The sequence below is a fragment of the Kribbella sindirgiensis genome (genome assembly GCF_004331435.1).
GTDB classification, from domain to species: Bacteria; Actinomycetota; Actinomycetes; order Propionibacteriales; family Kribbellaceae; genus Kribbella; species Kribbella sindirgiensis.
Genome location: NZ_SJKA01000002.1, coordinates 130,618 through 153,408 on the forward strand (window position 1 = coordinate 130,618; position 22,791 = coordinate 153,408).

The 22,791-nt window shown below is 68.3% G+C and carries 20 protein-coding genes; 11 read left to right on the forward strand and 9 right to left on the reverse strand.

Annotation, left to right across the window (positions count from 1 at the left end):
* The first annotated feature begins 2 nt into the window (after positions 1–2).
* Positions 3–572, forward strand: a complete 570-nt coding sequence (locus E0H50_RS05110; protein ID WP_131285329.1) for an OsmC family protein — start codon at positions 3–5, stop codon at positions 570–572.
* Between the two features lie 14 nt (positions 573–586).
* Here the strand turns inward: E0H50_RS05110 and E0H50_RS05115 are convergent, their stop codons facing one another.
* Together E0H50_RS05115 and E0H50_RS05120 are read right to left on the reverse strand one after the other, a co-directional pair.
* Complete coding sequence (locus E0H50_RS05115) at positions 587–2,119, reverse strand: alpha/beta hydrolase (RefSeq protein WP_131285331.1); 1,533 nt, start codon at positions 2,117–2,119, stop codon at positions 587–589.
* 22 nt (positions 2,120–2,141) lie between these two features.
* Positions 2,142–2,936 (reverse strand): DeoR/GlpR family DNA-binding transcription regulator, encoded by a 795-nt coding sequence (locus tag E0H50_RS05120; RefSeq protein ID WP_131285333.1) that lies wholly within the window; start codon positions 2,934–2,936, stop codon positions 2,142–2,144.
* Between the two features lie 69 nt (positions 2,937–3,005).
* Between E0H50_RS05120 and E0H50_RS05125 the strand changes: the two genes are divergently transcribed.
* The 3 genes from E0H50_RS05125 (at position 3,006) to E0H50_RS05135 (ending at position 5,579) form a co-directional block, all read left to right on the forward strand.
* Positions 3,006–3,647, forward strand: a complete 642-nt coding sequence (locus E0H50_RS05125) for a bifunctional 4-hydroxy-2-oxoglutarate aldolase/2-dehydro-3-deoxy-phosphogluconate aldolase (protein ID WP_131285335.1) — start codon at positions 3,006–3,008, stop codon at positions 3,645–3,647.
* 86 nt (positions 3,648–3,733) lie between these two features.
* Positions 3,734–5,020, forward strand: a complete 1,287-nt coding sequence (locus tag E0H50_RS05130; protein ID WP_131285337.1) for an MFS transporter — start codon at positions 3,734–3,736, stop codon at positions 5,018–5,020.
* Positions 5,010–5,579, forward strand: a complete 570-nt coding sequence (locus E0H50_RS05135) for a P-loop nucleotide/nucleoside kinase family protein (RefSeq protein ID WP_131285339.1) — start codon at positions 5,010–5,012, stop codon at positions 5,577–5,579. Before E0H50_RS05130 ends, E0H50_RS05135 begins: the two co-directional genes overlap by 11 nt.
* A gap of 160 nt (positions 5,580–5,739) precedes the next feature.
* Here E0H50_RS05135 and E0H50_RS05140 read toward each other — a convergent pair whose 3' ends face one another.
* On the reverse strand, positions 5,740–6,414 hold the full coding sequence (locus E0H50_RS05140) for a GAF and ANTAR domain-containing protein (protein WP_165547001.1): 675 nt from the start codon (positions 6,412–6,414) through the stop codon (positions 5,740–5,742).
* An 84-nt stretch (positions 6,415–6,498) separates the two neighbouring features.
* Between E0H50_RS05140 and E0H50_RS05145 the strand changes: the two genes are divergently transcribed.
* A complete protein-coding gene (locus E0H50_RS05145; RefSeq protein WP_165547002.1) occupies positions 6,499–8,085 on the forward strand; it encodes a beta-N-acetylhexosaminidase in 1,587 nt (528 codons plus the stop codon).
* Positions 8,086–8,158: 73 nt separating this feature from the next.
* On the opposite strand, the gene E0H50_RS05150 is transcribed toward E0H50_RS05145, so the two are convergent.
* The 5 genes from E0H50_RS05150 to E0H50_RS05170 all read right to left on the reverse strand — a co-directional run bounded on the left by E0H50_RS05150 (position 8,159) and on the right by E0H50_RS05170 (position 15,263).
* Positions 8,159–10,222: an NPCBM/NEW2 domain-containing protein gene (locus E0H50_RS05150; protein WP_131285345.1), complete on the reverse strand. Its 2,064-nt coding sequence runs from the start codon at positions 10,220–10,222 to the stop codon at positions 8,159–8,161.
* Between the two features lie 28 nt (positions 10,223–10,250).
* Positions 10,251–12,248: an alpha-galactosidase gene (locus tag E0H50_RS05155; RefSeq protein ID WP_131285346.1), complete on the reverse strand. Its 1,998-nt coding sequence runs from the start codon at positions 12,246–12,248 to the stop codon at positions 10,251–10,253.
* Positions 12,248–13,063 carry a carbohydrate ABC transporter permease gene (locus E0H50_RS05160; RefSeq protein ID WP_131285348.1) on the reverse strand — a complete coding sequence of 272 codons (816 nt, stop codon included), beginning with the start codon at positions 13,061–13,063 and terminating at the stop codon, positions 12,248–12,250. Before E0H50_RS05160 ends, E0H50_RS05155 begins: the two co-directional genes overlap by 1 nt.
* Positions 13,060–13,761, reverse strand: coding sequence for a carbohydrate ABC transporter permease (locus E0H50_RS05165; protein ID WP_238150781.1), 702 nt, complete (start codon positions 13,759–13,761; stop codon positions 13,060–13,062). Before E0H50_RS05165 ends, E0H50_RS05160 begins: the two co-directional genes overlap by 4 nt.
* A 218-nt stretch (positions 13,762–13,979) precedes the next feature.
* Positions 13,980–15,263, reverse strand: a complete 1,284-nt coding sequence (locus E0H50_RS05170; protein ID WP_131285350.1) for an ABC transporter substrate-binding protein — start codon at positions 15,261–15,263, stop codon at positions 13,980–13,982.
* A gap of 225 nt (positions 15,264–15,488) precedes the next feature.
* Between E0H50_RS05170 and E0H50_RS05175 the strand changes: the two genes are divergently transcribed.
* From E0H50_RS05175 to E0H50_RS05190, 4 genes are read left to right on the forward strand one after another with little or no spacing between them, the layout of a single operon-like run.
* Positions 15,489–16,211 (forward strand): SDR family NAD(P)-dependent oxidoreductase, encoded by a 723-nt coding sequence (locus E0H50_RS05175; protein ID WP_131285352.1) that lies wholly within the window; start codon positions 15,489–15,491, stop codon positions 16,209–16,211.
* Between the two features lie 11 nt (positions 16,212–16,222).
* The gene (locus E0H50_RS05180) at positions 16,223–16,981 is read left to right on the forward strand and encodes a FadR/GntR family transcriptional regulator (protein WP_131285354.1); all 759 of its coding nucleotides are present in this window, start codon (positions 16,223–16,225) and stop codon (positions 16,979–16,981) included.
* Entirely contained in the window at positions 16,978–18,123 is a 1,146-nt protein-coding gene (dgoD, locus tag E0H50_RS05185) for a galactonate dehydratase (protein WP_131285356.1), read from the forward strand. Before E0H50_RS05180 ends, dgoD begins: the two co-directional genes overlap by 4 nt.
* On the forward strand, positions 18,117–18,920 hold the full coding sequence (locus tag E0H50_RS05190) for a hypothetical protein (RefSeq protein ID WP_131285358.1): 804 nt from the start codon (positions 18,117–18,119) through the stop codon (positions 18,918–18,920). The genes dgoD and E0H50_RS05190 overlap by 7 nt, the downstream gene beginning before the upstream one ends.
* Positions 18,921–18,922: 2 nt before the next feature.
* Here E0H50_RS05190 and E0H50_RS05195 read toward each other — a convergent pair whose 3' ends face one another.
* Positions 18,923–20,716 (reverse strand): sialidase family protein, encoded by a 1,794-nt coding sequence (locus tag E0H50_RS05195; RefSeq protein ID WP_131285360.1) that lies wholly within the window; start codon positions 20,714–20,716, stop codon positions 18,923–18,925.
* A gap of 127 nt (positions 20,717–20,843) precedes the next feature.
* On the opposite strand from E0H50_RS05195, the gene E0H50_RS05200 reads away from it, so the two are divergent.
* Both E0H50_RS05200 and E0H50_RS05205 read left to right on the forward strand, forming a co-directional pair.
* Positions 20,844–21,464 carry a bifunctional 4-hydroxy-2-oxoglutarate aldolase/2-dehydro-3-deoxy-phosphogluconate aldolase gene (locus E0H50_RS05200; RefSeq protein WP_131285362.1) on the forward strand — a complete coding sequence of 207 codons (621 nt, stop codon included), beginning with the start codon at positions 20,844–20,846 and terminating at the stop codon, positions 21,462–21,464.
* Positions 21,465–21,695: 231 nt separating this feature from the next.
* On the forward strand, positions 21,696–22,643 hold the full coding sequence (locus E0H50_RS05205) for a sugar kinase (RefSeq protein ID WP_131285364.1): 948 nt from the start codon (positions 21,696–21,698) through the stop codon (positions 22,641–22,643).
* Positions 22,644–22,791 lie beyond the last annotated feature (148 nt).

The following is a 22,791-nucleotide window of genomic DNA, read 5'->3' on the forward strand; positions in this document are numbered from 1 at the left end:
CCATGACCGCAACCACGACCGACCAGGGCCGCAACGGTGTCGACGTCGCCACGTTGTTCGCGACGCTCGACGCCGTCAAGGCGCAGCCGGAGATCGCCCGCTTCCAGTTCCGCGCCACCAACCGGTGGATCAGCGGCACCCACAACCGCGGCACGATCAACGGGTACTACGGAGCCGGCCAGGAGAACACGCGTCCTGCCGACTTCACCTTCGACGCCGACCACCCGCCGGTACTGGTCGGCGGCGACAACGGCCCGACCCCGGCCGAGCACCTGCTGCACGCCCTCGCCGCGTGCCTGACGGCAGGCCTGGCCAACATCGCGTCGGCGCGCGGCATCGACCTCGAGGAGGTCACGTCGACGGTCGAGGGCGACATCAACCTGCTCGGCATCCTCGGGCTCGACCCCGAGGTCCGCAACGGATACGAGGCGATCCGCGTCGTGTTCCACGTCAAGGGCGACGCCGAGGCGGAGAAGCTCCGCGCCCTCGTCGACCAGTCCCGCAACCGCTCGGCGGTGTACGACGTGATCACCCACGGCGTACCGGTATCGATCGACGTCGCGACCGCCTGAGAGGGCGTCTGAGCTCACCGCGGCGCGCGGAACACGTTTTCGGCGACCGGCTCCGTCGCGATCCCCGAGCCGGCCAGCAGATCGCGCACCCCCGAGGTCAGCCACACCGACCCCGGGGGTGCGTCGTCGGCCAGGCCGATCGCGACCTGTACGCCGTACGCGTCGAGCTCGAGTTCGTCCTTGGGTACTTCGGCGATCGCGATACCGAGCCGATCGCCGTCCCGCAACTGCGCGAGCCCCGCGCGCACCGCAGTGGCCGGACCGTCGAACAGCACCACCGGCCGGCCGGCCGGACCGACGCGGCGACGGCCACCCGCCGCGGACAAGCCGGCCACCACATCGTCCGACCGGTGGCCGGCCGGTGCGACGACCGCGGCGAGCGCCAGGGGACGCGCCGCCGGACCGGGAAGGTCGCGCAGGAACACCTCGATCGCGTCGAGGATCTGATCCGGGTTGCCGGAGACGAAGTGGTCGTTGCCCTCCAGCTGCTCGAACCGCGCGCCGGGGACGCGATCGGCGATGTACCGCGAACCGCCGATGTCGACGAGCGCGTCGCCGGACCGGTGCAGGACCAGCGTCGGAACCCGGACTGCGGGCAGCGCGTCGCGGACGTCCACGAGCGAGTTCATGTCCATCAGCGCCCGCACGGTCGACGGTGTCGCGGACGCACGCATCCGCTGTGCCCACCAGCGCTGCATCGGCTCGTCCGCCGACGGGCAGCGCAGCAGCATGTCGGCTTCCCAGTCCCACTTGTTCACGAGGAGTTCGGTGTACGTCTCCCGCTCCTCCTGGGGTTGCGCCCACGGATAGTCCTCGGACCACACCCGCTTGGCATAGGTGCCGTACAGGACCAGTCCGGCCACCCGATCCGGGTGCGCGGCGGCGCACAGGACCGACATCGGGCCGCCCTCGGAGTACCCGACCAGCACCGCCCGGCGCGAACCGACCGCGTCCATCACCGCGAGGACGTCGTGCATCCGCGTCTCGACGTCGGGGATGCCGGACGGCCGGTCCGACATCCCGGTCCCGCGCTTGTCGAAACGGATCAGCCGCCCGAAGGACCCGAGCCGGTGCAGGAAGTGCGCGTGCCGGGGATCCGCCCAGTCGAGTTCGAGATGCGAGATGAAACCCGACACCAGCACGATGTCGAGATCGCCGCCGCCGGTCACCTGGTACGCGATGTGGAGCCCGTCGCTGACCGTGTACCTGATCGGCTCGCTCGGCCGCAGACCCGGCTGCGTCTCGACCGGAGCGACGAACCGGTAGCCGCGGCCGTGCAGCGTGCGGATCATCCGCTGGCTGTGACCGTCGTCCCCCAGCGCCCGCCGAATCTGCTTGATCCGGCTGGTGACGGCCGTCTCGCTGACGAAGCGACCACCCCAGACGCTGTCCATCAGTTCCTCTTTCGGAACCACCCGGTCACGGTGCGAGACGAGATACGCCAGCACGTCGAACGCCTGCGGCTCCAGCGGCACAGGCGACCCACCCCGCCGTACCTCGAACAACGCCGGGTCGAACTCGAGATCCCCACCAAACCCAAGCACCACTCTCCGAACTATGCCGGGTCAGCTACCCGAAGTCAGCCAGTCGCAGCTCGACTCCGAGGTCTTCGACGCGCTTGCGGGTGTCGTCGGAGAGCTCGGTGTCGGTGATGATCACGTCCAGCTCCTCCAGATCCGCCACCTGGAACTTAGAAGTGGTGCCGTACTTTGTGCTGTCCGCTAAGAGAACCGTGCTGGTCGCGGACGCCAGCGCGGCGCGTTTCAGCTCCACCTTGTCGAGGGTCGGCGCGCTCACCCCGCGGGAGATGCTCCACGCTCCCGTGCTGAGGAAGAACAGGTCCAGGTTGATCGCGGACAGCGTCGCCGCGGCGAGCCTGCCGCTGCTCGACGCACTCTCCTTGTCGACGGCCCCGCCGGTGTGGATCACCGCGACGTCCGGTACGTCGAACAGCGCGGTGACGGCATAGAAGTCGTTGGTGACGACGGTGAGATCGCGCCGCCCGACGAGGTGCGGGACCACCGACTCACACGTCGTACCGGCGTCGAGGTAGATCACCATGCCGTCGGTGACCAGCTCAGCGGCCGCGGCGGCGATCGAGCGTTTCCGCGGCAGCTCGAGAACCGCACGCTGCCGGCGTTCCTGGGGCGGCACCTGGCCGGCCGTCCCGGCGAGCCGGACGCCGCCCTGCACGGACACGACCTGGCCGGACGCCTCCAGCGCCGCGATATCCCGCCGGACCGTCATGTGCGAGACCCCGAGGTGATCGGTCAGCGCCCGCGTGCTCAGTACGCCGTCGCGGCGCAGCAACTGGAGCACCCGCTGGTGCCGCTGCTCCGGAATCAAAGGCCCCGTGCTCTCCATGATCAGAACTTAACAGATCTTCACATCACCTGTTGACGGATGTGAATCACCGAAATAATCTGTGAAACCATGTTCACAAAGTTGCAACGACTTCAGGCCATCGCCGACACAGGCGTGGTCCTGATCGTCCGGCTCGACGACGCCGAGGAGGCCTACCAGGTCGCCACGGCGGCGATCGCGGGCGGCATCCGGGCGCTGGAGATCACCTACTCCGTCCCGAACGCCCTGCGGATCATCGAGCGGCTCGCCTCCGAGCACCCCGACGTCGTCGTCGGCGCGGGCACCGTGCTGGACGCGCAGGCGGCGTACGCCGCGATCCAGGCCGGCGCGCAACTCCTGGTCAGCCCGAACCTCAGCCCCGAGATGCTCGCGGTCGCCAACCGCTACCAGGCGGTCTCGATCAGCGGCGCGTTCACCCCGACCGAGATCGTCAACTCGGCCGAGGCCGGCGCGGACCTGGTCAAGCTGTTCCCGGCCGAGGTCCTTGGACCCCAGTACGTGAAATCGGTGCTGGCCCCGCTCGGCCACATCCCGGTCGCGCCGACCGGCGGGGTCACGCCGGAGAACGTCGGCGAATGGTTCGCCGCCGGTGTCTCCGCGGTCGGCGTCGGCAGCTTCGTGACCAAGGCCGAGCACGCGCCGGGCGACTACGAACCGGTGGCGATCGCCGCCAAAACCTTCCTCGCCGCCGTCGACCAGGCGCGCACGTAAACCCACTTCGTTGCGTCCGAAGAAGTGGCGAGACATCCCTCCAGTTCTTCGGACGCTAGCGGACACCCCTCCCTAGGAGCACCGCCATGCTGGACTCAACTCAAGGCGCAGTCGCACCGACGGCTGCTCGGACCGGACCGACCCGCGTGCGGTGGTTCTTCATCGGCCTGCTGGTCATCGGCGGCGTCGTCAACTACCTCGACCGGGGCACGCTCGGCGTCGCGAACACGACGATCGCCGCGGATCTCGGCCTGAACACGATCGAGATGGGCGTGCTGCTGTCGGCGTTCGCCTGGCCGTACGCGATCGCCAACCTGCCGGCCGGATACCTGGTGGACCGGTTCGGCGCGAAGGCGATGTACGCGTGGGCCGCGGGCCTGTGGTCGGTGATCACGATCATCACCGGCTTCGCGCGCAGCTTCTCCTTCCTGTACGCCGCCCGCGTGGCCCTCGGGATCGCGGAGTCGCCGTTCTTCACCTCCGGCCTCAAGGTCTCCCAGCGCTGGTTCCACAAGGACGAGCGGTCGCTGCCGCTGTCGCTGATCAACACCGGATCGCAGATCGCCAACGCGATCGCACCGCCGCTGCTGACGTTCCTGATGCTGACGATGAGCTGGCAGGGCATGTTCGTGGTGGTCGGCGCCTTCGGCCTGATCGTGGTGGCGGTCTGGATGAAGCTGTACCGCAACCCGACGGCCGCCGAGGAGGCCGCGATCAAGGGCCTCGGCGAGGAGGCCGCCGCCGAACGGCAGGCCGCGAAGGGCTCCTGGGGTTCGCTGCTCAAGCAACGCAACACCTGGTTCATGGTGATCGGTGCCTTCGGCATCTTCTACACCGTCTGGGTCTACCTGACCTGGCTGCCCGGCTACCTGCACACCAGCCGCGGGTTCAGCCTGACCAAGACGGGCTGGATCGGCGCACTCCCGTTTCTGTGCGGCATCGTCGGCGTCCTGACCGGCGGGCTGATCTCCGCGTGGGCGATCAAGCGCGGCGCCCGGACGCTCACGGCGCGGAAGATCCCGATCGTCGGCGGCGCGGTGCTCGCCGCGGCCGCGGTCCTGCCGGTCGCGTTCGTGCAGAGCGACGTACTGAGCATCACGCTGCTGTGCGTCGGGTACTTCGCGGCGCAGATCCCGATCGGCGTGATCTGGACCCTGGCGTCGGACCTGGCGAAGCCCGCGCAGGTCGCGTCGCTGGGCGCCATCCAGAACTTCGGCGGCTTCCTCGGCGCGGCGCTCGCCCCGACCGTCACCGGCTTCATTCTCGATGCCACCGGCAACAACTACAGCCTGGTCTTCATCGTCGGCGGCGCACTGCTGCTGGTGGGCGCGACGTCGTACGGTGTGTTCGTGAAGGAACGTCGTGACTCCTAGGGTCTTCTTCGTGATCGGGCCGGCCGGCTCCGGGAAATCCACCGTGAGCCGGCAGCTGGCCCGGCGGTACGCCGCGACGTATCTGGACAAGGACACCGTGGCGACGTCCTTCACCGAGCTGCTGCTCGAGCAGAACGGTTCGGACAAGAACGACCGGGACCACAACGCGTTCTACCAGGCGGCGATCCTGCCGCTGGAGTACGCGACACTGCTCCGGCTCTGCGCCGACAACCTCGACGTCGGGTGTTCCGTCGTACTGGATGCTCCGTTCGGCCGGTTCTTCGGCGATCGTGAGTACCTGCTGAAGGCGACCACCGGGTGGCCGGAGGCGCAGCTCATTGTCGTTCACGTCACCGCAGAAGGCCCGGTCGTCCAAGACCGGGTCGCGCGCCGTGGCTATGCCCGGGACACCTGGAAACTCGCGCACTGGGACGAGTTCTGGACCGGTGCGCAGACATCGTGCGACTGGGAGGGCGCCCTTCACATCCTCCTCGACAACTCCGCCGGCACGCTGGACCTGTCTGGTTTCGACGCGGCGCTCGCTGACCTGATGACCTAGTGTCCTGAGTCGGAAGTTCGGCGAGAGATTTCGGTGGTCAGGTGCGTGCATCGGGGTGCTTGGTCAGTGGCCTCGATGCGGAGCATCGTGGGCGCTGGGCAAGTGCCGCGAGGTGCGTGCCTGGGCGCCGAAAGCGCCGTCGAACTTCCGACTCAGGACACTAGTGGGTGGTGCCGCCGGCGACGATCTGCTCGGCGATCACCCGGAGCTTCACGTTTCCGTCCTGGGACAGCCTGGTGAGGAAGGCGAAGGCGCGGTCGTCGGTGAGCTGGTAGCGCTCCATGACGATTCCGACCGCGTTGCCGATCAGGCCCCGGGTGCGCACGGCCTCCTGCAGGTTGTGGATCTCCCGGGCGTAATCGATCGCCGTCGCGGCCTGGTGCTGGAAGAGCCGGCCGATCGCACCGAGATCGCTGAACGCACCGGGCTCGCGGGCATACAGGTTCAGTGCCCCCCGCGACTTCGAAGCCTCGAAGAGCCGGATGCCGGCCTGGGCCTCGATACCGGCGGCAACTGCTGTCACGGCGTAGCGCGGGAAGCGCGGATCGTCGTTCAGGTACGGCGACACGACGTGGACGGCATCGGCCGCGGCGTCGTAGCACGGTCCTTCCCGTAGCTCGTACTGCGCGGCATCGACGCCCCAGAGCAGCTCGTCGGTCGGCGCCACCGTTTCCAGGCGACCGTCGAAGTGCAGCACTGTCATGCTCGCGTAATCCACCTCCGGCAGCACCTCGACCGCCGCCGCAGTGATGCGCGCGAGCGTATGGTCGAGGTCACCGGGTGTGAGCGCCTTCGACAGGCGCTCTGCCTGCTCCAGCAACCGTTGCGTGTCCATCTGCGCCCGGTACCCATTGCGCACACGTCCGATGCCGCCGCGAATGACCTGGTGGTCCGCCCGGGTGTGCCGCAGAATCGTCGGATGACGCTTCCCGTGATCCCCTCACCAGCGACCGCGACCGCCCTCGACGGCACGTTCACGCTGACATCCGCGTCGGGTGTTGTCCACTCGGCGGAGCTTGCGGGTCCCGTCGCCCGCTTCGTCGAGGATGTAAGGCTCGACTCCGGCCTCACGCTGACAGGTGACTCCGGCATCACGGTGGAGCTCAGGCCGGTGGCCGACGTACCGCCGGCCGGTGGTCTGCGCGCCGACGGATCCGAGGTCGACGAACGCCACGGCCTGGAGGTTTCGCCGACCGGGGTGCGGGTCTGGGGCGCGACGCCGGAGGCAGTCCACCGAGGGCTGACCTCTCTTCGGCAGCTCGTCTCGGCACATCTGCAGGACGGTGCGGCTGTGCTGCCTGCTGCTCGGATCGTCGACGGGCCTCGGTTTGCGTGGCGTGGGCTGTCGCTCGATGTCGTGCGAACGTTCCACACGCCGGACGAGGTACGGCGTGTGATCGACATGCTCGCGTTGTACAAGCTCAACGTGCTGCACCTGCATCTCACGGACGACCAGGGGTGGCGGGTCGAGGTGCCGTCGCGGCCCGCGTTGACCGACGTCGCTGCGAAGGGTGCCCTCGGCGATCGTCCGGGCGGGTACTACAGCCGGGACGAGCTGGCCGAGCTCGTCGCGTATGCGGCTGAGCGGTACGTGACCGTCGTACCCGAGATCGACATCCCGGGGCACACGTCGGCGGTATTCACGGCGTACCCCGAACTGGCCCCGGCCGAGCTCCGCACGATCGAGCTGGGCAACGGTACGTCGATCCCGCTGAGCGCTCTCGAGCCGGGTCGCCCCGAGACGTGGACGTTCGTCGACGACGTGCTGGACGCGGTCATCCCGCAGTTCCCGCAGAGCGCGTACGTACACATCGGCGGCGACGAGACCTGGGGGATGTCGGACGAGGACCACGTGACGTTCGTCGAGAAGGCGGCCGGGCTCGTCCGGGATCGCGGGAAGAAGGTGGTCGGCTGGCAGGAGATCGCGCGCGCGACACTCGGTTCCGAGGACGTCGTGCAGTTCTGGCTGGACCTCGACATCGACAAGATGGGCGAGAACCCGGATGCGCCGACGCCGCCGGAGGAACTGCTGCCGGTGCTGGCCGACGCGCTGCGCAAGGCGAAGTACGACGCTCCGAAAGCCCTCGAGCAGGGCGCGAAGCTGATCGTCTCGCCGGTGACCTGGCTGTACTTCGACCGCCCGCACGCCGACACGTCCACCGACGCCGAGCAGGAACAGGCCCGAGTGCGTCTCGGCCTGGAGTTCTACGGTGCCGCGTCGATCGAGCACGGCGTCTCGTGGGACCCGGTGGACAGCCTGCCCGGCATCGAGAGCGCCGACCAGATCGCCGGCGTCGAGGCCGCGATCTGGTGCGAGACCATCACCGGCCCCGAGGACCTCGAACTTCTGCTCCTCCCCCGCCTCCCCGGCGCCGCCGAGAAAGCGTGGTCCCACCAGACCGACACCCACTGGCCCGAGTACGCCAGCCGCCTCGCCCAACAATCCCCCACGTGGCGCAACCGCACCTGGACCTGGCTCCACTCAGCCGAGGTGCCCTGGACGTGACCGCACTTTGAGCACCCACCAACCGTTTTTCGCCTCGCTGGATGGTTGACGGGTGCTCAAAGTGGGTTGCGGCTCAGCAGGTTGCGGTGGGTGCGGCCCAGTCGGCGCGGTCGTTGTAGCCGCCGTCGCCGGCGTCGCCGACGAGGAGGTCGAGGACGCGTACGCCGGTCAGGTCGACATCGAACTGCTTCGGGGTGAAGCGGTCGACGGTGCCGCTGTCGAACAGGACCTTGCCGTCGCCGACGACCTGGAACGTCGATGTACCGCCGTCCGGACCGACGTTCCCGACCACGTCGTCGATGCCGACGGTGCCGGTCAGCCGCGCGCACGACTTGCCGAGGTAGTACCGGATCAGCGACGGGGACGCGACCCCGATCCCGGTGGAGTACGTCGTACCGGTGAGCTTGATCGGGTTGCCGCCGCCGACGCTCTCGTCGATCGTCGGCGACATCCAGCCGCTGGTCGCCGTGATCCACTGATGATGCGACAACGGCACCGTCCCGCTCGGTGGTTCGGGCGCGACGACCACCGGGGACAGCACGGTCGTCTGCTTCTGTACGCCGTACCCGATCGCCTGGTACGTCGTCGTCGCGGTCAGGCTCGCAGTGCCGGGCGGGGCACCGGCAGGGAGCTTCACGGTGAACGCGAACGTGGCTTGCCGGCCGCCTTCGATGAGAGTAGGTGCCTTCGACAACGACTTCGCTGTCCAACCGGTGCCACCGGCAACCGTCACTGCCGGGGTGAACACCGGCAGCAACCCATCGTTGCGGACGGCAACCTGCACGGTGAGCTCGTCACCACCGGCCACCACCGGCGCCGCACCCTCGGGCTGGGCATCCGTCCCGACCTTCGTCACCTGCGGGATCCCCGCTGTCACATGCGGTACGCCGGGAATTCCACGGGCCGGCGCGACGCGGAACAACGCCGTACCGTGGGCCGGAACCGCCGCGCTGATCACCCCACCGCTCTCGGTCACCTTGTTGCTCCAGGCGTTCTTGAGCGTGAATCGATCGCCACTCAGTCCGACCGCCGACGCGGTGGTGGTGAGCGTCTTCGCGCTGTCGCCCCGGTTGAGCAGTACGACCGCGCGGCTGCCGTCGGCGAGCCGCTTGACCCACGTCTCCGTCGTACCGGCCGAGCCGACGCGGACCGCCTGGACCGCGGCCTTGTCCTGGTTGATCGCAAGCACGTCCGGATCGGTCAGCATCCCGATCGTGGTCGCGCTGAGCTTACGGATATCGCTGCCGACGACCAGCGGTGCGGCGGCGACCGCCCACAGCGTGAGCTGCGTACGGAACTCCTCGTCGCTCATCCCGAGCTCGGGCGCCAGGTAGTCCGGGTCGCTGAACGCGCCCGGCTTCACGACCTCCGGGTGCCGTGCGTTCGCGTCGTAGTTCCGCAGTACGTCCTTGAACTTGATGTCGCCCTGGAACCCGACGTCGGTGTACGTACGCCACGACTGCGCAATTTCCGGCGCGTACGACCACGAGTTGATCGACTGCTGGGACTCCGGGTAGTTGCCCCAGTCCGGCGACGTCACCGGGTTGCACAGGTTGAAGATCATCGGCCGGTGGCTGGCGTTGTTGCGCAGCGCCTGGGCGAACTCGGTGAAGACCGTCTTCGGGTCCAGGTTCGCCGCGATGCCGCACAGGTAGTCGACCTTGACCGCGTCGAACCCCCAGGCGGCGAACTGGTCCGCGTCGCGCTGGTAGTACCCGCCGCTCCCGAGACCGCACTTACCCGGGATGTACGGGCCGGCGTCGGTGTAGATGCCCGCCTTCAGGCCCTTGCTGTGGATGTAGTCGACCAGCGGCTTCAGGCCGTTTGGGAACTTGGCCGGGTTCGGCACCAGGTCGCCGGCGTCGCTGCGGGATTGGTCTGCCTGCCAGCCGCCGTCCAGCCAGACGATGTCGTAGCCGGCCTTCGCGAGGCCGCGGCTCACCAGGGAGTCCGCGACCGACTTGATCGTGTCCTCGGTGAAGTCACCACCGAGTCCGTAGTAGGTGTTCCAGCCCAGATAGGGCGTCGGGCTGAGGACCGGAGCTGTGGCCTGAGCCGCCACAGCTCCGGTCGTGGTAGTGACCAAGCCGACAGCTACAAGAGCCGCCGCGATCACCCCACCGAGGATTCGCCTCATGTCATCTTCTTCCGTTGAGCGGAACGGGTCAGTCGAGTGCCTCGACGATCAGGCACCGCGAGTCGGCGGAGTCGTCGAACGCGACCCCGACCTGCAGCAGATAGCTGCCCGGGTGGGTCTCGTTGCCCACCCGGTAGTTCTTCGCCGGATCCAGCCCGGCCAGCGGCACCCGCCGCGGCCGGGTCGGCAGCGTGCCGCGCACGTTGCCGTCGCCGGTCTCCCACAGGAACACCACGGACTTTCGCGGACCGACGTACTGCACGCCGCCCGCCAGCCCGTAGACCTTGCTCTCGGCAATCAACTCCCGAAAGCCCTTGTACTGCTCGATATGACGTGCAGCCGTCTTCAGCTGGTCGTCGGTCCAGCGCGAGAGATCCGCGCCGATCCCGAGCACACCGGCCATCGCGACATGGAACCGGAAATCGAGCGAGCGCCGCCGACCGTCGTGCGTACCCTCGGCATCGGTCACCCACGAACTCATCAGGTGCGGTGCGAACCCGCTCCGGAACCCTTCCTGAATCCGCAGCCGATCCAGCGGCGCCGTGTTGTCACTCGGCCACAGAGTGTCGACGCGCGAGGCCATCCCCAGATCAACCCGAGCCCCACCGCCGGCACATCCTTCGACGTACACGTCCGGGTGCTGATCCCGCAGCCGATCCAGAATGCTGTAGAGATTCGCCACCACCAGCCCGTCCAGGTCCCGGCGCTGATCTCCGGAATCCAGCCGCGGCCGGTTGGCGTCCCACTTCAGGTACTTGATGTCGTACGTCGACAGCAACCGATCGAGCGTGCTCCAGATGAAGTCCGCGACATCGTCCCGGCTCAGATCGAGCAGCAACTGGTTCCGGATCAGAATGGGCCCCCGCTCCCGATCCGGCGTCCTCAGGATCCACTCCGGATGCTCAGCCGCCAACTGTGACGACGGGCTGACCGACTCGGGCTCGATCCACAACCCGAAGTCGAGCCCGAGGTCCTTCAACTGCCCGATGAACCTGTCCAGCCCGTCGGGGAACTTGGCCGGATCGACCTCCCAGTCCCCGAGCCCGCCGGTGTCGTCCGACCGCCCGACGAACCACCCGTCGTCCACCACGAAAGTCTCAACGCCGATGCTCGCGGCCCGCCGTGCCAGCTCGAGCTGATGCTCCGCCCGAATGTCGAACTCGGTCGCGAACCACGAGTTGTACAACACCTTCGGCGTACGTCGTCTCGACTGCGTCCGCTCGTACTCGTGGAACACGCGCGCCAGCCCGTCCGCACCCTCGGCGCTACACGCCCCGACCGCCTTCGGCGACACCCACGTCTCCCCCGGACGCACCGTGATCCCGAGACTCGAAGAGGTACGGCCGGCCTGGATCCGCAGCAGCCCGGTCGTGTCGACGTCGGCGGTCATCTCCCACGACCCGCTCCACGCCAGCTGGACGCCGTACGCCACCTCACCGTCAACCGCCATGAACGGCGCGTACGAGTGCCCGGTGATCCCCTGGGCACTCCCGATCGTGAACCGCCCGCGAGGCAAGGTCACCTCAGCCTGTTGGAACTCGCTGTTCCACTCACCCCACAAGTACTTGACGGTCGTCCCGGTCGGGATCACGAACCCGGCCGAGTCGTGCCGATGCAAGGTGAGCTCGCCCGTGCCGTCCTTGCGCACCGACACCCACCGCTCAACCACATCGCCGACGATGCGGTAATGCAGGTCCAGGAGCACTCCCCGCTCGTTGTCGACGAAGGTCAGCTCCAGCTGATCTTCGGAAGCGTCGGCGGCCCAGAAACCGAAGTCGAGTTCGTCGACGCCGTCCGGGCCGCTCGCGACCAGGTCGACGGGAGCTGTGTAGCGAGACCCGCGGACGGCGTACTCGACCGGCTCCACGTCCGCCCGCGGCAGGAAGTGCTCGGTGCCGGCGGGAGCAATCGTCGAGGGGCCCTCGGCAACAGCATGCGGGCCCCAGGCAACCAGTTGCGCAAGCACCCCGTGGCCCGGTACGCCGACGACGTACGACGTCGTCGTACCGCGCAAGGTCCACGTCATCACTTGACGGCTCCAATCGCCAGCCCGCCGACGAAGTGCTTCTGGAAGCGGAGGAACACCGCCACTGTAGGCACTGCGGCGATCACAGTTCCAGCCGCGATCACGTTCCACGACGACACGAACAGGCCTTGCAGACCGAGCAGCGCCGGCGTGACCGGCATCTTCTCGCCGGAGCGGATCACCGTGATCGACCACAGCAGGTCGTTGAAGATCCACGTGAACGACAGCGCCCCTAGCGCTGCCAGCGCCGGACGGGTCAGCGGCAGGATCACCGCCGAGTAGATCTTCCCCGGCCCGGCCCCGTCGATCGTCGCGGCCTCCTGGATCTCCCGCGGCAGGTCCCGCATGAACCCGTGCAGCACGAACGTGTAGAACCCGAGCCCGAACCCGACATGGACGGCGATGAGCGCGATCAGCGTGTCGTAGTACCCGATCAGCTCCACGAACCGCGAGATCGGGATCAGCAGGATCTGCGGCGGCAGCAGGTTCCCCATCAACATCAGCAACAGGATCGTCCGCCGGAACGGGATGCTGTAGCGCGCCAGCCCGTACGCCGCGACCGACGCCAGCCCGAGGCTCAGCAGGACGGCCGGGATCGTCACCAGCAGGCTGTTGATCAGCGCCCGGAACTCGTCCGCGTCCTCCCACGCCGACTTGTACGTCGAGAACGTGAACGAGTGCGGCAGCGATCCGAGCCCGTTCGCCGCAACGTCGTCGAACGAACGGAACGAGATCACGATCACCCACAGGATCGGCGCCACCCACAGAAACGAGATCAGCCCCATCGCGACGTGGTAACCGGTACGCCGTATCACGTTTCCTCCCGGAAGGCGCGGATCAGGTAGCCGAGGATGACGGCCAGGGCGAGGACGAAGATCACCACGGCCAGCGCGGACGCGTACCCGAGCTGGGTGGACTGGAACGCGGTCGAGTACATGTACGTGCTGAGCAGCTCGGACGAGTGGTACGGGCCGCCCTTCGTCATCGACCAGACGATGTCGAAGGACCGCAGCGAGTCGATCACGATCACCGACAGGACGACCGAGTTCACGCCCTTGAGCTGCGGGATCGTGACGTACCGGGTGCGCTGCCAGGCGGACGCGCCATCGACCTTCGCGGCCTCGTAGAGCGCGGGGTCGACCGCCTTCAGGCCGGCCAGGTACAGCACCATCACGTACCCGATCTGGCGCCACAGGGCCGGCACGATCACGGCGTACAGCGCGGTGTCCGGGTCGGCCAGCCACGGGCGGATGAAGTTGCCCAGGCCAACGGTCCGGAACACCGTGTCGACAAGTCCGTCCGGCTGGTAGAACACCCGCCAGATCAGCGCGGTCACCACCAGGCTGAAGACCACCGGCGTGAACAGCGCGGCCCGGTAGATCCCGACACCGCGCCGCTCCTTCTGCAGCAGCAACGCCATCCCGAACCCGCCGACCACACTCAGCCCACCGAACAGCACCAGCCAGATCGCGGTGTTCTTCAAAGCGGTCCGGAAGATCGGATCCGACACCATGTCGGAAAAGTTGCCCAACCCCACGAACCGAGGCGCCGACAACCCGTCCCAACTGGTCAACGCCAACCAGAACCCCTGCACTGCAGGCCAAAACACCCACACAGCCTCAACAACAAACGGCACTAGCACGAACGCCAGAATGAGAGGAGAGACCCGCCGCGTACGACGTTTTCCGAACGCCGAACCGCTTCGGCTCCGGGTCTCCACAGCTGTGGCTGTCACGCCTTGAAGACCTTCTGGGCTGCTGCCTGCCAGTCGGCGAGGATCTTGTCGATCTGGTCGGGCTTGTCGAGGAACTTGGTGAGGGCGGCGTCGGCGGTCGGCTGGAGGGCGTCGCTGGAGTCGCGGTTGAAGAACTGGGTGATCTCGGCGGCGCCTTCGATCATCGCCTTGCCCTTCCGCACCAGCGGGGTGTCCGCCGACTTCCCGTCCGGGTTCGCCGGAATCGCCGTACCGGAAGAGTTCTGCACGTAGATCTCCTGCGCCTCGGCCGTCGCCAGCCAGGTCAGGAACTTCTTCGTACCGTCGACGTCCTGCACCTTCTTCGAGGCGAAGTACCCGTCCGTCGGCGCCTCCTCGGCCACCGGTACGGCCGGATCGATGATCGGGAACTGGAAGAAGTCGATGTCGTCCAGCGCGTCCTTCGGCGCCGAGTCCGCGAAGAACGTCCCGATCAGGAACATCCCGGTCTTCCCCGCGAGCAGCGCCGACGTCGCCTCCTGGAACGGGAACGACTTCCCCTTCGGGTCGAAGTACGGCAGCACCTCGCGCCACTTCGTGAAGACCGCCTTCACCTTCGGGTCGGTGAAGTTCCCCTGGCCGGCCAGCAGTTGCCGGTGGAACGGCGCGCCGTTGATCCGGATGTTCAGGTAGTCGAACCACGCCGACGCCACCCACGGGGTGTCGCCGAGCCCGATCCCGATCGGCGGAATCCCCTTGCTCTGGATCGTCTTGCACACGGCGACGAACTCGGCCCAGGTCTTCGGCGGCGTCACGCCCCACTTGGCGAAGTTCGACTTCCGGTAGAACATGCCCCACCAGTAGTAGCTGGTCGGGACGAAGATCTTCTGCCCGGCGCTGCTCGTGGACAGCGTCTGCATCGCCTTCGAGTAGTTGCCCATCGAGTCCCAGACGCTCGAGACGTCGAGCAGCAGGTCCTTCTTCGCGTACGAGTCCGCGACCGAGCCGGCGTACCAGGTGTAGACGTCCGGCGGGTTCGCCGAGGTCAGGTACGTCGGCAGCTGGGTCCGGAAGATCTCCGACGCGACCGTGTTCAGCTTGACCTGGGATCCGCCGGTCTTGTTGTACGCGGCAACGAGTTTCTCCATCGCGGCCTTCGCCTGCTCGCTGGACAGGTTCGACTGCAGCGCCAGCTCACCAGAGGCCGCGCTGCCGCTGCCCGGACTCTTCGACGATGTCGCGCACCCGGGAACCAGGGTGGCTGCGCCGAGCAGCCCGAGTCCCTTGAGGAAAGTCCGCCGATCCGCTGCCAATGCAGTCATGCCCGAACTCCTGAGCTCTGCCCGGCCGGCGATGCCAGACGGGTAAGTGGTGTGTTGCGGACGATCTTGCGGCGACGCATCGCAGCTGTCAATATTAATTCGTAAATTACGAGCAAATCGCTTGACCGGGTACTACCTGTCACGGTCAACTGGTGGCTCGTTCATCGTTGGAACCTGCCTGCCTCCGTGCTTGGGTAGGACCTCGGCTTCTGGAGGAGGCGGCACGTGCGGCTGGCTGGGCGGGTGATCGTGGTGACCGGGGCCGCGTCGGGAATCGGCGCGGCCTGCGCCGAACGCGCGCAGACCGAGGGCGCACAGGTGGTGCAGGTCGACGTCCATCCCTGCAAGGACGTGCCGGGCAAGGCGATCAGCGTCGTCGGCGACGTCTCGTCGCAGGACACCTGGGCGGAGGTCCGGTCCCGCGGCCGGGACGAGTTCGGCCCGATCGACGGTCTGGTCAGCAACGCGGTCGTCGTCGACGTGAAACCGGCCCACGAACTGTCACCGCTGTCCTGGCAGCGTCAGCTCGACGTCAACCTGACCTCGGCGTTCCTCGGCTTCCAGGCGCTGTACGACGACCTCGTCGCGAACGCCGGCTCCGTCGTCCTCGTCTCGTCGGTGCACGCCATCGCGGGCCTGCCCGGACATCCGGCGTACGCCGCGACGAAGGGCGCACTGATCTCGCTCGGACGCCAGCTCGCGGTCGAGTACGGCCGCTCGATCCGGGTGAACACCGTGCTTCCGGGGCCGATCGTAACCGCGATGTGGGACCGGGTCGATGCCGAAGGACGTGAACGCAGCGCGCAGGCGACCGCGCTCGGGCGGCTCGGGCAGCCGGACGAGGTCGCGCAGGCCGTCGCGTTCCTGTTGTCCCACGAGGCGTCGTACGTGACCGCCACCAGCCTGGTGGTCGATGGCGGATGGTCCGCAACGAAGGACTCGGCGTGAGGGAGAGCGGTATGACGGGGATTCAGCGCGGGGTTTCGCGAGGGCTGCACGGGCAGATCGTCGAGGTGATGGCGCAGCGCATCCTGTCCGGGCAGATCCCGGAGGGCGCGACCATCAACGTGACCGAACTGCAGGCCGACCTCGGCGTCAGCCTGACCGCCGTCCGGGAGGCGCTGAAGGTGCTGACGGCGAAGGGCCTGGTCGACGCGCGGCAGAAGCGCGGCACGTTCGTCCGCCCGCGCTCGGACTGGAACCTGCTCGACGCGGACATGATCCGCTGGCACTTCAAGGACGCCGACGTACGGCCCGAGCTGCTCGAGGAACTGCACGAGGTCCGCGGGATCGTCGAGCCGGCCGCGGCCCGGCTGGCCGCGCTGCGCTCGGACGACGCGGACCTTGCGGCACTCGACGCGGCGCTCGCGGGGATGGAGTCCGCCGGTGACAACCTCGCCGCGGCGGCCGCGGACCTCGCGTTCCATCGCGCGCTGCTGGCGGCGACAGGCAACGAACTGCTGACCAAGATGGAAGTGATCATGGAGACCGGGCTCGCGGATCGCGACCGGCTGGTGCACAGGGTCAAGCCGTCGGACGACCCGGTGCCGAGCCACCGGCGCGTCGTGGACGCGGTCCGCGCGCACGACCCCGAGGGCGCCGAGCTCGCGATGCGGGAGCTGCTCGCGAAGGCCGCCGAGGACCTCACCGAGGTCCGCGGCTCGTCCGGGCGCCGTACGTCGGGATCGCGTACGACGGCCCGTGGGCGGCGCCGGTGAAGATCGAGAGGATCGAGACGTTCCTGGTCCCGCCGCGCTGGCTGTTCTGCCGGATCGAGACGAGCGACGGTGTGGTCGGGTGGGGCGAGCCGGTCGTCGAAGGACGCGCCGAGGTCGTCCGGGCCGCGATCGACGTACTGTCGGAGTACCTGATCGGCCAGGATCCGCTGCAGATCGAGCGGCACTGGCAGGTGCTGACGAAGGGCGGGTTCTACCGCGGCGGGCCGGTGCTGAGCAGCGCGGTCGCCGGGCTCGACCACGCGTTGTGGGACATCGCCGGCAAGGTGTACGGCGCTCCGGTCGCCGCACTCCTCGGCGGGCGGGTCCGGGATCGGGTCCGGGTCTACGCCTGGGTCGGCGGGGACGAACCGTCCGCGATCGGCGAGTCCGTCGCGGAGCAGGTCGCGGCCGGGATGACGGCCGTGAAGATGAACGCCAGCGGGCAGATCCAGACCTCGCCGTCCGTTGCCGAGGTCAACGACATCGTCGACCGGCTGGCGGCCGCGCGGGCGGTCCTGGGCGATTCCCGGGACGTCGCGATCGACCTGCACGGACGGGTCGGCGTGGCCGCGGCGCGGCGGATCCTGCACGCGGTCGAGGACCTGCAGCCGATGTTCGTCGAGGAGCCGGTGCTGCCGGAGCAGATGGCGCACCTGTCGTCGGTGGTGGAGGCCTCGACGGTCCCAGTCGCACTCGGCGAGCGGCTGTACCACCGGGCCGACTTCCTGGCGCCGTTGAACGCCGGCGTCGCGGTCGTGCAGCCCGACGTCTCACACGCCGGCGGGATCTCCGAGCTCCGCCGGATCGCCGTCCTCGCGGATGCTCATGGCGCGATGCTCGCACCGCACTGCCCACTCGGGCCGATCTCGCTGGCGGCCTCGTTGCAGGTGTCGTTCGCGACGCCGAACTTCCTGATCCAGGAGCAGAGCCGGGGCATCCACTACAACGTGACCAGCGACCTCACCTCGTACGTCGTGGATCCCGCGCCGTTCGACTGGGTCAACGGTCATGCCGAGTGGAATCCCCTGCCCGGCCTGGGAATCACGGTCGACGAGGACGCCGTCCGCGCCGCGGACCGCACCGGCCACACCTGGCGCAACCCGGTGTGGACCCACGAAGACGGATCCTTCGCCGAATGGTGACCCACCAGCCGAACCGGACGGTGACGGTCGATCCCACCGACGGCGGCCGCTGGACCTCGCTCCAGCTCGGTGGCCGCGAATGGCTCTGGGCCGGACCCGGCCTGGTGACCGGGCCGCGTACCGGACTCGCCACCTTCATCGACGCGGGCGGTGTCGACGAATGCTTCCCCACCGTCCGCGGATTCCCCGACCACGGCGGCTTGTGGAACCAGCCCTGGGACACCTCGGTCACCTACAACGACGCGATCCTCACCAGAGCATTCACACCCGGCACCGACACCCTCGCCGTCGACTACCACCTCGAGGCGGTGCCGGGCTATCGGTTCGTGTGGGCCGCACATGCACTCCTCGACTGCGACCCCGGCGCCATCATCTCCGCAGCGCCCGGGACCGAATGCCGCCTGTATCCCGAGGCGGAGCCGTGGTTGCCGTGGTCCTGGCCGGACGACGACCCGTGGGTGACTGCCGTCTGGCCGACTCCTCTTGATCTTGGCGTGTTCGGCCCCACCGACGGGACGGCCGCGGGCGCGGTCCTGGTCGACTGCCCGACGGTCTCGGTCCGCGATCGCGGCGCGGAGCTCACCATGACATTGAGTTGCCCTGGGCAACCAGTCTCCACCGCGCTGTGGCGTAACCAGGGCGGCTTCCCGGCCGATGCGCCGTACCGGAGTCTCGGGGTCGAGCCGATGCTGGGTCGTGTGTTCGACCTGGCGACAGCCGGCCCGGACGACGCCGCGGTGGTGCCGGCGAGCGGAGAACTGACCTGGCGGTTGACGCTGTCCGCCAGGTCAGTGTGATGTCACCCGAGGGGCAGATCGAGTACGGCGTTGGGCACCGAGGTGCTGTTCGCGGTACGGATGCTGTTGAGCTCGGTCGCGGTCAGGGCCCGCTTGTAGAGCCGGACCTCGTCCAGCGAGCCATCGAAGTGGTGCGCGCCGTCCAGGCGTTGCCCGACGTACATCTTGAAGGGCCGGCCGGGGCTGACCGATCCGGTCGGGGCCGTGACGCTCGCGGCCTGGGTACCGTCGACCCAGATCGAGAGCGTACCGGCCTTGCGTTGCAGGGCGACGTGATGCCAGGCGTTGTCGTTGTAGGCCTTCGTGGTCTGGACCGCGGCCGTGTTGCCGCCGGTGGTGATCAGGCCGCGGATGCGACTGTCCGCGGGCTCGGCGCGCAGCCAGAACTGCGAGAACTCGTTGATGTTGTAGCCCCAGAAGATCGCCTGCGGTGTCGTGCTGGCGCCGTACTTGATCCACGCCATCGCGGTGAAGTCACCTGCGCCGACCGCGAGCGACTCGGCGAACGGGAGCTGAATCGCGTCGTCGACGCCGTCGAGATCTCTCGCCTGCCCGAACTTGCCGGTCACGGCCGTGGTGCCACCGCGCAGGTAACTGTCGTTGTGCAGGCCGGACACATCCGGTGTCGTCGGACCGCCGAGCGGCGCGTCCGGGTGGCCGATGTCGGTCTCGGTGAAGCGGGCGAAGCGGATCTGGTCACGGGCGTCGACCGTGCCGCCCTCGTACAGCAGACCGATCTCGCCGGTGTCGAGGATCGCCAGGTCGGAGTACCCGGACCAGTCGCTGGTGATTCGGGTGCCCTCGGCAACGGTTTGCCAGGTCTTACCCTCGTCGAAGCTGGACCTGATCGTCATGTATCTGCGCCGATCGGGATCCGCGGGCGCCGCGAACAGGAGGCGGTTGTACTTGTCGCCCTGGTCGACTGCACGCAAACGTTGGAGCGACCCTTGGACGACCGGCGTCGTCAGGCCGGCGATCGTGGCGAACGGCGCGGCAAACGTTTGACCGCCGTCGTTGCTGACCGCGGCCATCCGGCTCGCGCCCGACGTACCGGCGTTGTTGCGCGCACCGGCGTACACACCGCCGTCGACCTTCTCGACGACGCTGATCTCCTGCGGTGTGGCGTCCGAGCGAAGGTCGGTCGCGCCCTTGTGCCAGGTCTCGCCGTGGTCGTCGCTGTACACGAGCTGACCGGCGTTCTGGCCGGCGCCGTTGTCGTAGTTGGTGCCCGCGACGAGGCGGCCGGCATGGGCGCCGCGGGTGAGCTGGATACCGTGCACCGGCCCGGTCGCGTACCAGCCCCAGGCCGGGTCGTCGATCTGGCCGCCGATGTTCTTCGCCGTGCTCCAGGTCTTCCCGTCGTCGTCACTGACCTGGACGTACGGCGTACGCGGGCGGCTCGTCGTACCGGGGTCCATCGTGCTCAGCAGCACGATCCGGCCCGTCTCGTAGTCGACGATCGGCGCCGGGTTGCCGCGGGTGGCGACCGCGTTCGGGTCGGTGTCGGTGCCGGAGAGGACCGTCTGGGTCGCCGACCAGGTGCGGCCGTCGTCCTCCGAACGGCGCAGTACGAGGTCGATCTCCTGGGAGTCCGCGCACCACGCGCGGCGGGCCTCGGCGAACGCGAGCAGCGTGCCGGCCTTGGTCTTCACGATCGCGGGGATGCGATAGCAGCCGAATCCGGCGTCCCCTTTGTTGAACAGAACTGTAGTGGTGATGGCAGCTTCGGCGGTTGGTGCCGGGATGGTCAGCGCGGCCAGCGCGAGGGCCATGAGCAGGGCTTTGAGCTTAGGCATGAGCGGATGCCTCCTGAAAGTAAACAACGGGGCGGTTGTCTACTTCGGAATTTAGCCACACATTCGGCGTCCACGCCAGAGCTCATGGGACGTCCTATGTCTGGATCGATCACATAGGTTGGGGATTATGGATCTGCTTGCCGAACTCCGGAGCCGGAAACTGCTCGCGATCATCCGCGCCGACGGGGCGGACACCGCCTTCGCCTGCCTCCAGACCCTCGTCGAGGCCGGCATCACGGCACTCGAGGTCTCGCTCACCACGCCCGGCGGCATCGAGGCGATCGCGAAGGCGCGGGCGCAGTACGACGCTTCTGTCTTGATCGGTGCCGGCACGGTCGTCACCGCGGCGCAGGCCGACGAGGTCGCCGCTGCGGGGGCCGACTTCACCGTGACGCCCGCGATCACGCGCGGCGCCCACCGCTCGGTCGAACTCGGCCTGCCGCTGCTGTGCGGCGCGCTCACGCCGACCGAGGTGGTGGCCGCTCTGGACCTCGGCGCCACCGCCGTCAAGATCTTCCCCGCCAAGGTCCACGGCCCCGGCTACCTGTCCGAACTCCGCGCACCTCTCCCCGACGCACCGCTCCTCGCGGTCGGCGGCATCGACGCGGTCTCCGCCCCGAAGTACCTCGCCGCCGGCGCCCTCGCAGTCGGCGTCGGCTCCCCCCTCCTCGGCGACGCCACCACCGGCGGTTCCCTCTCCGAACTGGCCATCCGAGCCAGCACCTTCCGCACCGCCCTCAACGTCTGACCCCCAAGGAGCCCCCACCCGTCGAATTTCCCTGGCCCACCAGCCAATTTGCCTGGTTGCCCAGCCAATTTGGCTGGTCCACCCACCAAGTCGGGGGTTCCGGACCCTCCACCACGGTCCGGAACCCCACATTTGGTGGGTGGACCAGGCAAATGGGGCTCGGCTGGGGGACGATGCCGGCCAACGCGGCGATCGGACGGTCGCCCTCGTTGTACTGAACGGAGTAACGAAATGACCGAATTGCTGACGTTCGGCGAGACGATGGTGTCGGTGCGGACCGCTCGGCCGATGCGGCTCGGTGGGGACGCGCAGCTCTCGATCGCGGGTTCGGAGAGCAACGTGGCGATCGGTGTCGCGCGGCTCGGGCACGACGTCACCTGGCTGAGTGCCGTGGGCAACGACGAGCCGGGGCGGCTGATCGAGCGGACGCTGCGTGCCGAGAACGTCGGTACCCGGATCCGGTTCGCCGACGACGCGTTCACCGGGTTCATCGCGTTCGACCAGCCGTCACACGACATCACCCGCGTGAGCTACCACCGCCGCGGATCGGCCGCGTCCACTCTCACGCCGGACGAGACTACGGCGGCTATTAGCGCGTTGGCTCCGACCTTGCTCCACGTCACCGGGATCACGCCCGCACTCTCCGACACAGCACGTGCCGCGACGTTGGCCGCCGTATGCACGGCCTTCGCAGCGGGCATCCAGGTCTCACTCGACGTGAACTACCGCGCCCGCCTCTGGACCCGCCCCGAAGCAGCCACCGCACTACGCGAACTCCTCCCCCACCTCCACACCGTCTTTGCCTCCGACGACGAACTCAACCTCCTCACCGACGCCGAAGACCCAGTCGCCGACCTACTCAACACCGTCAACACCGTCGTCGTAACCGCCGGCGGCAAGGGCGCCTGGTCCCACACCAAAACCACGCCATCGTCTGAGACGCACACGATTCACAGCCCGGCGCTTCCCGTGACTGTTGTCGACAGCATCGGAGCGGGTGACGCGTTCGTCTCCGGCTACCTCTCCGCCACCCTCGACAACCTCGCCCCCGACGCCCGCCTCACCCGCGCCACCACCTCAGGCGCCTTCTGCGTCACGGCGTACGGCGACTGGGAATCCCTCCCCACCCGCCAAGACCTGACCCTCCTGACCCACACCCAAGGCACCGCCCTCCGCTAACAACCCGCGCCATACCCGCGCCCGGCCCGCGCCCGCTCGCCGACGTGCAGTGCACAGGAAATGGTGGGGGTGGAGGAGAAATAGCCTGTTCAACGGCCCCGCCACGTCGGCGCACTCCCAACAACTGCCAGCCCTCCGGCGAAGGTTG

Coding starts and splice junctions, on each gene's coding strand:
- E0H50_RS05110 (WP_131285329.1), top strand. CDS start 3: ATGACCGCAACCACGACCGACCAGGGCCGCAACGGTGTCGACGTCGCC.
- E0H50_RS05120 (WP_131285333.1), bottom strand. CDS start 2,936: ATGGAGAGCACGGGGCCTTTGATTCCGGAGCAGCGGCACCAGCGGGTG.
- E0H50_RS05125 (WP_131285335.1), top strand. CDS start 3,006: ATGTTCACAAAGTTGCAACGACTTCAGGCCATCGCCGACACAGGCGTG.
- E0H50_RS05130 (WP_131285337.1), top strand. CDS start 3,734: ATGCTGGACTCAACTCAAGGCGCAGTCGCACCGACGGCTGCTCGGACC.
- E0H50_RS05140 (WP_165547001.1), bottom strand. CDS start 6,414: ATGGACACGCAACGGTTGCTGGAGCAGGCAGAGCGCCTGTCGAAGGCG.
- E0H50_RS05145 (WP_165547002.1), top strand. CDS start 6,499: ATGACGCTTCCCGTGATCCCCTCACCAGCGACCGCGACCGCCCTCGAC.
- E0H50_RS05150 (WP_131285345.1), bottom strand. CDS start 10,222: ATGAGGCGAATCCTCGGTGGGGTGATCGCGGCGGCTCTTGTAGCTGTC.
- E0H50_RS05155 (WP_131285346.1), bottom strand. CDS start 12,248: ATGACGTGGACCTTGCGCGGTACGACGACGTCGTACGTCGTCGGCGTA.
- E0H50_RS05165 (WP_238150781.1), bottom strand. CDS start 13,761: ATGGTGTCGGATCCGATCTTCCGGACCGCTTTGAAGAACACCGCGATC.
- E0H50_RS05170 (WP_131285350.1), bottom strand. CDS start 15,263: ATGACTGCATTGGCAGCGGATCGGCGGACTTTCCTCAAGGGACTCGGG.
- E0H50_RS05180 (WP_131285354.1), top strand. CDS start 16,223: ATGACGGGGATTCAGCGCGGGGTTTCGCGAGGGCTGCACGGGCAGATC.
- E0H50_RS05190 (WP_131285358.1), top strand. CDS start 18,117: ATGGTGACCCACCAGCCGAACCGGACGGTGACGGTCGATCCCACCGAC.
- E0H50_RS05195 (WP_131285360.1), bottom strand. CDS start 20,716: ATGCCTAAGCTCAAAGCCCTGCTCATGGCCCTCGCGCTGGCCGCGCTG.
- E0H50_RS05200 (WP_131285362.1), top strand. CDS start 20,844: ATGGATCTGCTTGCCGAACTCCGGAGCCGGAAACTGCTCGCGATCATC.
- E0H50_RS05205 (WP_131285364.1), top strand. CDS start 21,696: ATGACCGAATTGCTGACGTTCGGCGAGACGATGGTGTCGGTGCGGACC.